The sequence below is a fragment of the Isoptericola jiangsuensis genome (assembly GCF_002563715.1).
In the GTDB taxonomy this organism is placed as follows: domain Bacteria; phylum Actinomycetota; class Actinomycetes; order Actinomycetales; family Cellulomonadaceae; genus Isoptericola; species Isoptericola jiangsuensis.
The window spans coordinates 558,241-570,966 of the sequence record NZ_PDJJ01000001.1; the positions used below are offsets into that span (position 1 = coordinate 558,241).

General features: G+C 74.0%; 10 protein-coding genes. 5 read left to right on the plus strand and 5 right to left on the minus strand.

The window, feature by feature from the left end:
- The first annotated feature begins 12 nt into the window (after positions 1–12).
- The 3 genes from ATJ88_RS02605 to ATJ88_RS02615 are packed head-to-tail and all read left to right on the plus strand — an operon-like array spanning position 13 to position 3,409.
- Positions 13–552: a flavin reductase family protein gene (locus ATJ88_RS02605; protein WP_170023495.1), complete on the plus strand. Its 540-nt coding sequence runs from the start codon at positions 13–15 to the stop codon at positions 550–552.
- Positions 549–1,970 (plus strand): FAD-binding oxidoreductase, encoded by a 1,422-nt coding sequence (locus ATJ88_RS02610; protein WP_098462483.1) that lies wholly within the window; start codon positions 549–551, stop codon positions 1,968–1,970. Before ATJ88_RS02605 ends, ATJ88_RS02610 begins: the two co-directional genes overlap by 4 nt.
- The gene (locus ATJ88_RS02615; protein WP_098462484.1) at positions 1,967–3,409 is read left to right on the plus strand and encodes an amidohydrolase family protein; all 1,443 of its coding nucleotides are present in this window, start codon (positions 1,967–1,969) and stop codon (positions 3,407–3,409) included. Before ATJ88_RS02610 ends, ATJ88_RS02615 begins: the two co-directional genes overlap by 4 nt.
- A gap of 7 nt (positions 3,410–3,416) precedes the next feature.
- On the opposite strand, the gene ATJ88_RS02620 is transcribed toward ATJ88_RS02615, so the two are convergent.
- Both ATJ88_RS02620 and ATJ88_RS02625 read right to left on the minus strand, forming a co-directional pair.
- A complete protein-coding gene (locus ATJ88_RS02620) occupies positions 3,417–4,085 on the minus strand; it encodes a GntR family transcriptional regulator (RefSeq protein WP_098462485.1) in 669 nt (222 codons plus the stop codon).
- Positions 4,086–4,117: 32 nt separating this feature from the next.
- Positions 4,118–5,107 carry an isopenicillin N synthase family dioxygenase gene (locus tag ATJ88_RS02625; RefSeq protein ID WP_098462486.1) on the minus strand — a complete coding sequence of 330 codons (990 nt, stop codon included), beginning with the start codon at positions 5,105–5,107 and terminating at the stop codon, positions 4,118–4,120.
- A gap of 202 nt (positions 5,108–5,309) precedes the next feature.
- Between ATJ88_RS02625 and ATJ88_RS02630 the strand changes: the two genes are divergently transcribed.
- On the plus strand, positions 5,310–6,494 hold the full coding sequence (locus ATJ88_RS02630) for a nitrate ABC transporter substrate-binding protein (protein WP_098462487.1): 1,185 nt from the start codon (positions 5,310–5,312) through the stop codon (positions 6,492–6,494).
- Positions 6,495–6,655: 161 nt separating this feature from the next.
- Here ATJ88_RS02630 and ATJ88_RS02635 read toward each other — a convergent pair whose 3' ends face one another.
- Entirely contained in the window at positions 6,656–8,095 is a 1,440-nt protein-coding gene (locus tag ATJ88_RS02635; RefSeq protein WP_098462488.1) for a cellulase family glycosylhydrolase, read from the minus strand.
- Between the two features lie 374 nt (positions 8,096–8,469).
- On the opposite strand from ATJ88_RS02635, the gene ATJ88_RS02640 reads away from it, so the two are divergent.
- Positions 8,470–8,940, plus strand: coding sequence for a hypothetical protein (locus tag ATJ88_RS02640; RefSeq protein WP_098462489.1), 471 nt, complete (start codon positions 8,470–8,472; stop codon positions 8,938–8,940).
- A 453-nt stretch (positions 8,941–9,393) separates the two neighbouring features.
- On the opposite strand, the gene acs is transcribed toward ATJ88_RS02640, so the two are convergent.
- Positions 9,394–11,403 carry an acetate--CoA ligase gene (acs, locus tag ATJ88_RS02645; protein WP_245852077.1) on the minus strand — a complete coding sequence of 670 codons (2,010 nt, stop codon included), beginning with the start codon at positions 11,401–11,403 and terminating at the stop codon, positions 9,394–9,396.
- A 463-nt stretch (positions 11,404–11,866) separates the two neighbouring features.
- Positions 11,867–12,703: an HAD family hydrolase gene (locus ATJ88_RS02650; protein WP_098462491.1), complete on the minus strand. Its 837-nt coding sequence runs from the start codon at positions 12,701–12,703 to the stop codon at positions 11,867–11,869.
- Positions 12,704–12,726: the final 23 nt, after the last annotated feature.

Genomic DNA, 12,726 nt, shown 5'->3' on the forward strand with positions numbered 1-12,726 from the left:
GGACGTATGTTGATGACATCAACATCGCGCACGGAGTCCGTCACCGACGGATTCCGGGACGCGATGGCCGGGCTGGCGAGCGGGGTGTGCGTGGTGACGACGTCGGCGGGAGGCAGCCCCGCCGGGCTGACGACCACCGCGGTGATGAGCGTGAGCCTCGACCCGCCGCTCGTCGCCGTCGGCGTCGGCCGCACCAGCCGCACCCTCGCCGCCCTGCGCGAGGCCCGCGCGTTCGTCCTGCACGTGCTGCACCACGACCGGGAGGCGACCGCCGCCGTGTTCGCCTCCCGCTCCGCCGACAAGTTCGCCGGGCTGGAGGTGCGCCCCGGCCGCCACGGCATCCCCGTGCTGGCCGACGACGCCCGCTACGCGCTCGAGTGCACCACCTGGCAGGAGGTCGACGCCGGCGACCACGTCCTGCTGCTCGGCCGGGTGGACGAGGTCCACCGCGCACCCGCTCACGAGCCCCACGGCGCCACCGCCCGCGCGCTCGTCCACTTCGAACGGACCTTCCACCGCGTCGGCGGACCCGCCGCGGAGGCCGTGGCGTGAACCCACCGACCGCGCCCTGGGTCCGCCCCGGGGACGCCGGGTACGAGGACGCCCGCCGGCGCCTGTCCGTCTCCGCCGTCGTCCCGCCCGACCGGCCCGCCGCCGTGGTCCGTCCGCGGGACACGGAGGGCGTCGTCGCGGCGGTGCACGCCGCCCGCGCCCACGACCTGCCCCTGACCGTCCGCTCCGGCGGGCACGGCACCGCCTTCACGGCCCTGCGCTCCGGCGCGCTCGCGCTCGACCTGTCGGGGCTGGACCACGTCCGGGTGGACCCGGCCGCCGGCACGGCCGACGTCGGGCCGGGGGCCACGTCGCTCGCGGTCGCCGAGGCGCTCGCCGGCACCGGCTGGTCGTTCCCCGTGGGGCACAAGGGGGACGTCGCCCTGGGCGGCTTCCTCCTCGCCGGCGGCAACGGCTGGAACCAGGGGGACTGGGGGAGCGCCTGCGAGTCGGTGCTCTCTGCCGAGGTCGTCCTCGCCGACGGCAGCGTCACCAGGATCGACGCCGCCTCGGGCGACGCGTTCGCCGCCCTGCGGGGCGCCGGACCCGCGTTCCCCGCCGTGGTGACCGGGTACCGGTTGCGCCTCCACCGCGAGCCCGTGCTCCGGGCGCGCACCGTCGGCTTCCGTGCCGACACGTCGCCCGCGCTGGCCGAGGTCGGGGCGTGGCTCGACGCCCTCGCCGCTCGGGTGCGGCCCGAGGTCGAGCTGACCGTCGTGCTGGGCACCGGGGCGTCCGGGACCGAGGCCGTGGTGCGCGCCACGGCGTTCGGGCGGGACGCCGCGCACGCCGACGACCTCCTGGCGACCCTCGACGACGACGTCCCGGAGCGCGCCACCACCTACGTGCGGACCACGACCACGATCCCCGCGCTGCTGCGCGGCGACACCGCCCCGCCCGGCCTCGCGACCGTCGCCCAGCAGGCGTGGACCCGCGCCGGGTACGCCGACGTCCTGCCGCTGCTCGCCGGCCCGATGGCGTCCGCGCCGTCCTCGCGCTCCACCGTGCTGGTCAGCTCGGCCTCCTACCGGCGCTCCGCGCCGCCCGCCACGGAGCCGCTGCACCGACCGCTCGGCACGCTGACCGTCGCCGCGTACGCCGTCTGGGAGGCAGGCGACGGCGACGGGTCCGCCGCGGCGTGGCCGACCGCCACCACCGAGGCGCTCGCCGGTCTGGTCACCGGTCACTACGTGGGCGAGGCGGACCTGCGCCGCACGCCCGGTCGGCTCGTCCGCTGCTGGGCCCCGGGCGGGCTCGCCCGGCTCGCCGCCGTGCGGTCCCGCCTCGACCCCGAGGGCCGGTTCCTGCCGCCCCCCGGGGACCTCCTGCCGTCCGCCGCGACCCGGTTCCGCCCGCCCGCCGCGCACCCCGTCGGCGCCGCCGCGCCCGGTCCCGTCCCCGAGGAGCTCACCGCATGACCCGCACCGCACCGGTCGCGCTGACCGTCGTCGACGCCCTCGTCCTGCCCTGCGCCGACGACGGCCCCGAGTGGTTCTTCGGCTGGCTCCAGGTCGGCGCGGACGGCCGGATCGTCGGCCTCGGCCCCGGCGAGCCGCCCGCCGACGTGCCGGCCGGCGAGGTGCTGGACGCCGACGGCGCGATCGTCGCCCCCGGGTTCGTCTCCGCGCACTCCCACCTGTTCACCTCCGGTCTGCGCGGCATCGCCCCCGACTCGACGCTGTACCCGTGGGTGCGCTCGATGATGGAGCTGTTCCGCCACACCGACGCCGAGGACATGTACTGGGCGTCCCTGCACGGCGCGACCGACTTCCTCGTCAACGGCGTCACCAGCGCCTACAACTTCATGCAGTCCGGCGTGACGTGGCTCTACGACCCGCGCACGGCCCGCAACGTGCTCGGCAAGGTCCACCCCGACGACTACACGACCCGCCAGATGGACGGCGTCCTCGACGCCGGGCTGCGTGTCGTCCACTCCATCCGGCTCGACGACGAGTCCGGCCCCGAGGACCAGGTGCTGACCCGGTTCGCGCGGATGGTCGACGCGGCGCGCGACCCGTCCCGCACCGCCGGCGGACAGCTCCTCGGGGTGTCCGTCATGGGGGCCGTGCAGTGGGCGAGCGACCCGCGCACCGCGGAGCTCGAGGTGCTCGTGATGCGCGAGCACGGCATCTCCGACCAGGCGCACTTCGTCGAGACCGCCGAGGGCCTGGACGTCCAGCGCGAGAAGTTCGCCTGGTACGCGGAGGCCGGCGCGCTCGGCCGCGACCTCCTGCTCGGCCACTTCGTCCACCCCACCGACGAGATGGTCGACGCCGTGGCCGAGGCCGGCAGCCCCGTCGTGTGGCAGCCCACCTCCAACGGGCGCCTCGGCTCCGGGGTCGCCGACGTCGTGCGGTACCGCGAGCGAGGCGTCCCCGTGGGTGTCGGCCTCGACGACCAGTCCTGCACCGACATCTCCGACCCGTGGGCCAACATGCGCCAGGGCCTGTACGGCCAGCGCGCCCTGCACCGCGACGCCGGGGTCATGTCGCCCCGCGACGTGCTGCGGATGCACACCCTCGGGTCGGCCGAGGTCCTAGGCGTCGCCGACCGGGTCGGCAGCCTGGAGGTCGGCAAGCACGCCGACTTCGTCGTCGTCGACCACCGCTCGCCCAGCACGGGCCCCGTGTGGGACGTCGTGGCGACCTACGTGCTGGCCTGCGGGCTGCGCAACCTCCGGGCGACCTACGTCGGGGGGCGCTGCGTGGCGCGCGACGGCCGGGCGACCGTCGTCGCCGCCGCCCGGGCCGACGCCGAGCTCGCCGTGCGCATCGAGCGGGCCGCGCACGCCGACGGGCGCCGGCTGGCCGTCACGGCGGAGCAGCTGGTGGACGCCGCCGCGCGCCGGGCGCGCTGAGCGGTCGTCAGTCGGAGGGTCCGGTGCGCCGCCAGCGCCGCATCCGCACGCCGACGGCGGCGACGTGGGCGCTCGCCGCCGCCCGCGCCCGCTCCGCGTCGCCCGCCGCCACGGCCTCCACGATCGCGCGGTGCTCCGCCACGGCGTGCGCCCGCACGTCCGGGTGGTCCCACATCCCCGACGTGTGCAGGTGCGCCTGGGCGTCCAGGCGGCGCAGCGCGTCCACCAGCGGCGCGTTGCCGGACAGGGCGCGCACCCGGCTGTGCAGGTCGAGGTCGAGCCGGGCGTCCCGGCGCGGGTCGGCCGGGGCGTCGAGCAGCGCGGCCTGCTCCTCCACGAGGGCGCGCAGGTCGTCGGCGTCGGCGAACGACGCGCGCAGCGCCGCCTCCTGCGCGGCCAGCCCGTCCAGCACCTCGCGCACCGCGAGCACGTCCCGCACGGCGTCGTCGTCGAGCCGCAGCACGCGGGCGCCGGCGTGCGGGACGTGCACGGCCAGCCCCTCGTGGATGAGGCGCTGGACGCCCTCGCGGACGGGGCTGCGGCTCACGTCCAGGGCGGCGGCGAGCGCCGGGACGCTCAGGGGGGAGCCGGGCCGGAGCTCGCCGTCGAAGATCTTCTCGACGAGCGAGCGGTACACGGACTCGGCGAGCAGGGCGCCGGGCTCGGCGGTGGTCATGCGGCACTGTAACCGAGCCCGGCGCCCACCGGTCAGCCCTTGCGGTAGTTCGCGCTGACCCGCTCCTGCAGGTAGTCGTCCGCGGTGATCGGCGGGTACGTGCCGAGCGGCGGGTCGATGACGACGTCCCGGTTCGCCTGCGCGAAGAACGGGATGGAGAAGCGCGAGCCCGTGTAGTCGCCCTGGCCGGGGAGCTTGACCCGGTGGAAGTTCGACAGCAGCCGGTCGTCGCTCCAGCGCATGAGCATGTCGCCGATGTTGCACGTGATCGCGTCGTCGGACGGCGTGACCGGGGTCCACTCCTGGGCGTCGGCGTCGCGGCCCGGGCAGACCTGGAGCCCGCCCTGACCGTCGCGCTGGAACAGCAGCGTCAGGCAGTCGAAGTCGGTGTGCGCGCCGGCGCGCCACACCCCGGGCCGGCCCTTCTGGTCCTCCGGCACCGGCAGGTAGTGGATGAGGCGCAGCGTGGACTGGTACTCCGGCGACGCGGGGTCGTGGGCGCGGGCGAAGAAGTCGCGGTCGAACCCGAGCTTCTCCGCGAAGCAGGACAGCACCCGCATCGCGAGGTCCCAGCACTGCGCCTCGAAGGCGAGGACGAAGTCCTGGAACCCGGCCAGCTCGGCGTCGTCCGGCCACAGGCCATCCATGCGGGGGCGGGTGACCTGGTACGACTCCTTCTGGTCCGGCGTGCCCACCGACGGACGGGTCTGGGAGAGCTTCTCCCAGCCCGCGTTGGTGCCGGGCAGCAGCGGGAACCGGCCCTTGGTCTCGTCCGGCAGGGAGAAGAACCGTGCCGCCTCGGCGAACACGCGGTCGACCTGGTCCTGGGGGATGCCGTGGTTGACGAGCTGGAAGAACCCGATCTCCGTCGCCGCGGTCCACAGCTCCTCGGTGATCTCGGCGCGGCGCGCCTCGAAGTCGGTCAGGTCGATGCGGGGGATGGCGCGGTCGGCGTTCTCGGTGCCGACGCCTCCCATCCGCGACTCCTTCTGCAGCTCGGCGAGAGCGTAGGTGTCGGTCATGGTGACTCCCTCGGGGGTGTCTGGTCCCTGGCGGTGTCGCTGGACGATGACGATATGTAATAACCCGCTCTAGTGGGCTGTCAATCCGGATCTGACATGCAGTCATGGTTTAACCGAGCCGCAACACGGCGGCGATGCCATGTAATCATCCGGCGGTCAGGGTGTGATCGTCCCGCCCCCGCCGGAGAGAGCGAGCACCACCATGACCACGCCCCCCACCCACCGCACGCGAGCCCACGTCACGACGGCGGCCCTCGCCGTCGGCGCGCTCGTCACCCTGTCCGCCTGCGCCGGCGCCGACGACCCGGGCAGCACCGGCGCCGCCGGGACCGCGAGCACCGCGGCCTCCGGCACCGGCGCGCTCGCCGGCACCTGCCCCGACGAGGTCGTCGTCCAGCTCCAGTGGCAGCCCCAGTCCGACATGGGTGCCGTGTTCGGGCTCCTCGGCGACGGCTGGACCGTCGACGCCGAGCAGCACTCCGTCACCGGGCCGCTCGTCGACGACGGCACCGACACCGGCGTCGCCCTCACCCTCCGTGCCGGCGGACCCGCCATCGGGTTCCAGTCCGTCCCCTCCCAGATGTACGTCGACGACACCATCACCGTCGGCCTCGTGCACGGCGACCAGCTCGTCGCCGCCGCGGCAGAGGCCCCCGTCGTCGGTGTCGCCCCCCTGCTCAAGCACAGCCCCGCCATCCTCATGTGGGACACCGCCTCCCACCCCGAGATCGGCGGCGTCGACGACGTCCGGGCCAGCGGCGCGCCCGTCGTCGTCTCCGCCGACCAGATCTACCCCGCGTGGATGGTCGCCCACGGCCTCCTCGACGCGCAGCAGGTCGACACCAGCTACGACGGCAACCCCGCCCGGTTCGTCGGCGACCCGACGGTCGTCCAGCAGGGCTTCGGCAACTCCGAGCCCTACACCTACGAGCACGAGGTCCCCGACTGGGCGCGGCCCGTCGGCTTCGGCTACGTCAAGGACGCCGGCTACGACGTGTACGCGTCCAACGTGTCCGTGCGCGCCGACCGCGTCGACGAGCTCGGCGGCTGCCTCGAGGAGATCGTCCCGATGATCCAGCGCGCCAACGCCCGCTACGCCGCACAGCCCGACGCCGTCAACGACGTCATCGTCGACGTCGTCGCCCAGGACGCGTCCTACGCCCCGTACTCCGCCGGCGAGGCGGCCTACAGCGCCGCGACCCTCGTCGACGAGGGGCTGCTCGCCCCCGAGGCCGACGGCTCCTGGAGCACCTACGACGTGGACCGCGTGGAGGCGTTCGTCGACGACCTCGTCACCGTCCTCACCGACGAGGGGTCCGACCTCGGCCCCGTGGACGCCGCCGACCTGTTCACCGACCGGTTCACCGACCACACCGTCACCGGCTGAGCGGTCCGGCCCGAGCGGTGGGCCCGATCCGTGCGGACCGAGCGGCCGAGGGCCGAACGGCACCGCCCGCCACCGGCACGACGACGCCGACCGCCCCGGAAGGAGGCGGCCGGCGTCGTGCCGTGCGACCGCCGGTGCGACCGCCGTGCGACGGGCCGGGGTCAGTCCGCGACGCAGGTCGCCGCCGGGGCCGACGACGGTGCCGTGCCCGACGCGACGAACCCGGCCGTGGCGGTGCCGTGCGCGGCCAGCGAGCCGTTCCACGCCGCGTTGCTCACGTGCACGCCGTCGCCGTCCGCCGTGTGGGTGCCGCCCCAGAGGTTGTTCACCGTCGAGCCGGGCACCGCGAACGACGCCTCCCATCCCGTGATCGCGGCGTCGCCCGCGGTGACGACGAGCTCGCCCTGCCAGCCGCCCGGCCAGGAACCCACCACACGGAGCGTCGCGGCGCAGGCGTCGTCGACGGGCTCCTCCGTCGGCTCCTCGGTCGGCTCCTCGGTGGGCTCCTCGGTCGGTTCCTCCGTGGGCTCGCCCCCGCCGCCGAACCACGACGCCTCGACCGCCGTCTCCTTCAGGCCCTGCGGACCGTCGATGATCCGGGTGCCCCACGCGCTCGGCGTCGACGCGTCGAAGTTCAGCACCATGTCGAGGTACGGGTCCGTGTTGCCGCTCCACGACCAGGCGAGCCAGCCCAGGTCCAGCCGCTCCGCCTCGGCCAGCACCACGTCCTCGTCGACGTCCGCCGACGTCTGCTGCCAGCCGAACTCGCCCACGATGATCGGCAGCCCCGCGTCCACGAAGAACTCCAGGTAGTCGGTGATCGTCTGCGGCTGGTTGTACACGCCGTACATGTGGATCGAGAACACCGTGTTCGCGTCCGGGTCCGCGGCGAACACCCCGGCCGCCGCCGGCCGCATGTAGTTCTTCCAGTCCTGCCCCCAGTTCGGGGCGTCCACCACGAGGGCGTGCTCGTAGCCGATGTCGCGCATCCGCTGGATCGCCGCTGACGTCTCGGACGCCCACGTCGCGTTCGTCGCGTCGTCGTTGCCCATCGGTTCGTTGCCGATGTTCACCATGACGAAGTCCTCCGACCCGGCGAGCGTCGGGTACAGGTCCTCCCAGTAGTCCACCGCCTGGTCCAACGTCGCCGCGTCGGGCGCGTACTGGTCGCCGTAGCCGGTGGTGTCGTGCACCTCCAGCACGCAGACCAGCCGGTTCTCCTCGCACAGGTCCACGACGTTCGCCACGTCCGCCGGCGAGTTGCGGGTCCACTGGTCGCCGCTGGACAGCACCACGCGGACCGTGTTCGCGCCCGCCGCCTTGATGTCCGCGAACGAGCCCGTCGTGTGCGTGTACCAGGTGTGCGCGTGGTTGACGCCCCGCAGCACCAGGTCCGTCCCGTCGGCCTCCACGACCCGGCCGTCGGCCACGTGGATGCCCGGCGGCGTGTCGGCCAGGGCCGGGGGAGCCGCGGCCACGTACGCCGCCGCGGCCGCGGTCAGCAGGGTCGCGGCGGTCACGGCGGCCGTGGTCGCCGTCGCCCGGGAGCGTCGGGCCGCCACGTCGGCCGCACGGCCGGGGCGCAGGGGTGAGGGTGCCATCGTCGGACGTCCTTGTCGGTCGGGAGCAGCGTTCACCCGCCACCCTCGCCGGTCGCAGGCCCGCGCGGACCCGTCCGAAACGGTTCAGTCGCCCCCGAGCCGCGGCCAGACCGGCGCTGACTCGCGCCGGAGAGCGCTGAGTCGGCGGGACCTGGGCTGACTCGCGAGTCAGCGCGGGTCGCGCCGAGTCAGCGCCGATCTGGTCGAGTCAGCGCATGGCTGGTCGAGTCAGCGCAGGTCCCGCCGAGTCAGCGCACACCCGGCCGCCCGGAGCTCCCAGGCTCGCCACAGGTCCGGCACAGCACCACCCCGGGTCCGTGCGATGTCCTGACTTTCGTCGACCGGACGTCCCGGTCCGCCGATCAGGAGGAACGATGAGCCAGGAGCACCCCACCAGCCCCACCGTGCCGGCGGCCCCCGCCACCGCCGTCGGCCACGAGACCGACGGGGTGACGCAGGGGTCCGCCGGGGCCGACGCCGGTCAGCAGCAGTACGTCGCCCCTCCGGCGCCCGCGCAGCAGCCCTACGGTGCGGACCCGCACGCCTACGACCCGCAGCGCGCCGCCTACGACCAGCCCTACGCCTACCCGGCCGCGCAGGCCCCCACGCAGCACCCCGCCGGTCAGGAGCACCTGCCTGCGCGGTCCCGCCGGCTCTGGTCCACCACCGTCGTCGCGATCGTCGCCGCCGTGAGCCTCGTGCTCGGTGGGCTCGTCGGTGCCGGCGCGGCCGTCTGGGGTGCCGCGGACTCCGGCCCGGGGAACTTCCAGCCGGGCGACGGCACCTTCCCGGGCGGCCAGTTCCCCGGCCAGGACTCCGGTACGTCGAACGGTTCCTCCCTCTGACCTCGCCCGCCGCGTCGTCGCAGACCGGCTCGACCGGTCGTCGACCTTCCGGGCGTACCCGCCGTCGACCGTCTCCCCTCACCGCGCGACACGTGAGGAGCCCCGTCATCGGTGGACTCCCGTGCTGCAGCTTCTCGTCGATCAGCTCCTGGGGTGCGAGAAGCGACGACGCAGGTTACCCCCAGGGCGCACCTTCCCTGCCATCGGCGCGTGATGGGTGAGAAGGTGCACCCACGACGAAGGGCCGGTGCCGACGATGGCACCGGCCCTTCGGCCGCAGGCTCGCTCCGGTCAGTCCGCCAGGCTCGTGGGTCGGACTGACCTGCACTCGCAGGCTCGCTCCGGTCAGTCCGCCAGGCTCGTGGGTCGGACTGACCTGCACTCGCAGGCTCGCTCCGGTCAGTCCGCCAGGCTCGTGGGTCGGACTGACCTGCACTCGCCGGCTCGCTCCGGTCAGTCCTCCGACTTCGTGCCGGACGAGAGGCCCGCCGAGATGAGGTCCATCACCGACGAGTCGGCGAGCGTGGTCGCGTCGCCCACCGTCCGGTTCTCCGCGACGTCCCGCAGGAGACGACGCATGATCTTGCCCGACCGGGTCTTCGGCAGCTCAGGAACGACGAGGACACGGCGCGGCTTCGCGATCGGGCCGATCTCCTTGGCGACGTGCGCGCGCAGCACCTCGGAGATCTCCGCGGCGCCCTCGGGCGTCTCGGCCTTCGCGGCGTGCTCGCCGCGCAGGATGACGAACGCGACGACGGCCTGGCCGGTCGTCTCGTCCGCCGCGCCCACGACCGCTGCCTCCGCGACGACCTCGTGCGACACGAGCGCCGACTCGATCTCCGTGGTGGACAGGCGGTGGCCGGACACGTTCATGACGTCGTCGACGCGGCCCAGCAGCCAGATGTCGCCGTCCTCGTCCTTCTTCGCGCCGTCGCCCGCGAAGTAGATGCCGGGGAACCGCGACCAGTAGGTGTCCTTGAACCGCTGCAGGTCGCCCCAGATGCCGCGCAGCATCGACGGCCACGGCTCGGACAGCACGAGGTAGCCGCCACCGCCGTCGGGCACGGGGTGCGCCTCGTCGTCGACGACGTCCGCGGCGATGCCGGGCAGCGCCACCTGCGCGGAGCCGGGCTTGGTCGCGGTGACGCCCGGCAGGGGGCTGATCATCATCGCGCCGGTCTCGGTCTGCCACCAGGTGTCGACGATGGGGGCCTTGTCGCCGCCGATGACGCGGCGGTACCACATCCAGGCCTCGGGGTTGATGGGCTCGCCCACGGACCCGAGGACGCGCAGCGACGACAGGTCGTAGCCGGCGGGGATGTCCTCGCCCCACTTCATGCAGGTACGGATCGCGGTGGGGGCCGTGTACAGGATGGACACCTTGTACTTCTCGACGATCTCCCACCAGCGGCCGCGGTGCGGGCTGTCGGGGGTGCCCTCGTAGATCACCTGGGTGGCGCCGTTGACGAGCGGGCCGTACACGACGTACGAGTGACCGGTGATCCAGCCGATGTCGGCGGTGCACCAGTAGACGTCGGTCTCGGGCTTGAGGTCGAACACGCTCCGGTGCGTGAACGACGCCTGCGTGAGGTAGCCGCCGGTGGTGTGCAGGATGCCCTTCGGCTTCCCGGTGGTGCCCGACGTGTAGAGGATGAACAGGGGGTGCTCGGCGTCGACCCACTCCGGCTCGTGGACGGGGTCGGCGGCGGCGACGACCTCGTGCCACCAGACGTCGCGACCCTCGGTCCAGTCGACGTCCTGCCCGGTGCGACGCACCACGAGGACGTGCCCGACGGAGTCGGTGCCCTCCCCCTTCAGGGCCTCGTCGACGGCGGGCTTGAGGGCGCTGGCGGCGCCGCGGCGGAACCCGCCGTCGGCCGTGATGACGAGGGAGGCCTCGGCGTCGGCGATGCGGCTGCGCAGCGCGTCGGCGGAGAACCCGCCGAAGACGACGGAGTGCGGGGCGCCCAGGCGGGCGCAGGCGAGCATCGCGACGACGGACTCGACGAGCATCGGCAGGTAGATGACGACCCGGTCGCCCTTGCCGACGCCGAGCGCGGCTATGGCGTTCGCGGCGCGCGACACCTCGGCCTGCAGCTCGGCGTAGGTGACGGTGCGGGTGTCGCCGCCCTCGCCCTCGAAGTGGAGGGCGACGCGGTCGCCGAGACCGTTCTCGACGTGCCGGTCGACGGCGTTGTGCGCGGCGTTGAGGGTGCCGTCGGCGAACCAGCGGGCCACGGGCGCGCCGGACCAGTCGAGGGTCTCGGTGAAGGGCGTCCGCCACGTCAGGAGGTCGCGTGCCTGCGAGGCCCAGAACTCGACCCGGTCGGCGGCGGCCGTCTCGTACAGGGAGGCCTGGGCGTTGGCCTGGGCGGCGAACTCGGGGCTCGGGGGGAACGCTCGCGTCTCGTGGAGGAGGTTCTCCAGGCCGGCCTGGACGGTGGTGGACTCGTTCTCGGGCACGCTGACCTCCGGGTGCGCATCGACTCTGGTGCACGCCCCCGTCACGACGTCGACGCGGGCGTCCGGGCACCCGCGCCGTGGCGGGTCCCGACCACCGGAGTCTAGACCCGACCTCGTGAGGCCGGTCACATCGTCCGGCATTCGGCCGGACTGCTCGCAAACTCGTGGTGGGAACCGGCCGCAGCGCGCCCCTGCGCAGCACGCCGGGGCGCCAGCACCGCGGCGGCTACCAGGCGTCTCGTCCAAGCCGCTGCGACGGGAGCAGGTCCGTCGTGGACCACGTCCCGGTCAGCGGATCCTCTACGGGGGACCTCGATGACGTGGGTACCGCCGCGGCGCTGTTGCTCCTCCATGACAGCCCGGCCCGGGTGCCGTCGCAACCGCGGGGAGCGCCGCCCGGCGACCTTGCACAACGTGTTCTAGCGGTGTTCGAAGCCGTCTCGGACGTCGGCGGACAGCCCGGTCATTCCCGACGCCGACGCGCCCCGCGCCACACCAGCCACCCCACCACCGCGGCGACGACCAGCGTGGCGACGGCCGCCGTCGGCCCGGGCCGCAGCCGCGGCCGCAGCGCCACGGGCCGGCTGAAGGACAGCGTCCCCCAGCCGTTCTCCACCGCCATCCGGCGCAGCGCCCGGTCCGGGTTGACGGCGAACCCGTGCCCGACGGCGGCGAGCATCGGCGCGTCCGTCATCGAGTCCGAGTACGCGTAGCAGCGCTGCAGGTCGTAGCCGCGCGCGGCCGCGATCTCCCGCATCGCCGCCGCCTTGTTCTCCCCGTAGGCGTAGAAGTCGATCCGTCCGGTGAAGCGGCCGTCGACGATCTCCATGCGGGTCGCGACCACGTGGTCCGCACCGAGCATCGCCGCGATGGGCTCGACCAGCTCGGTGCTCGACGCGGACACGACGACGACGTCGTGCCCCTGCTCGTGGTGCTGCGCGATGAGGTCGACGGCCTCGGCGTACACCACGGGGTCGATGTGCTCGTGGAGGGTCTCGGTGACGATCCGGCGCACCTTCGCGGCGTCCCACCCCGTCGAGAGCTCGGACAGGTGCTGTCGCATCCGCTCGGTCTGCACGGCGTCCGCCGACCCGACGTGGAACAGGAAGTACGCGTACGCGCTGCGCAGGACGTCGCCGCGCGTGAGGAGACCGCCCGAGAGGAACGGCTTGGAGAACGCCGCCGACGAGCTCGTCGCGATGATGGTCTTGTCCAGGTCGAAGAACGCCGCCACCCGCCGTCCGGCGCGGCTCGGGGTGGTACCCGGCTGCGGCGACGGGTCCTGGGGCGAGACGCTCACAGGGGGAGCCTAACGGGCGCCGG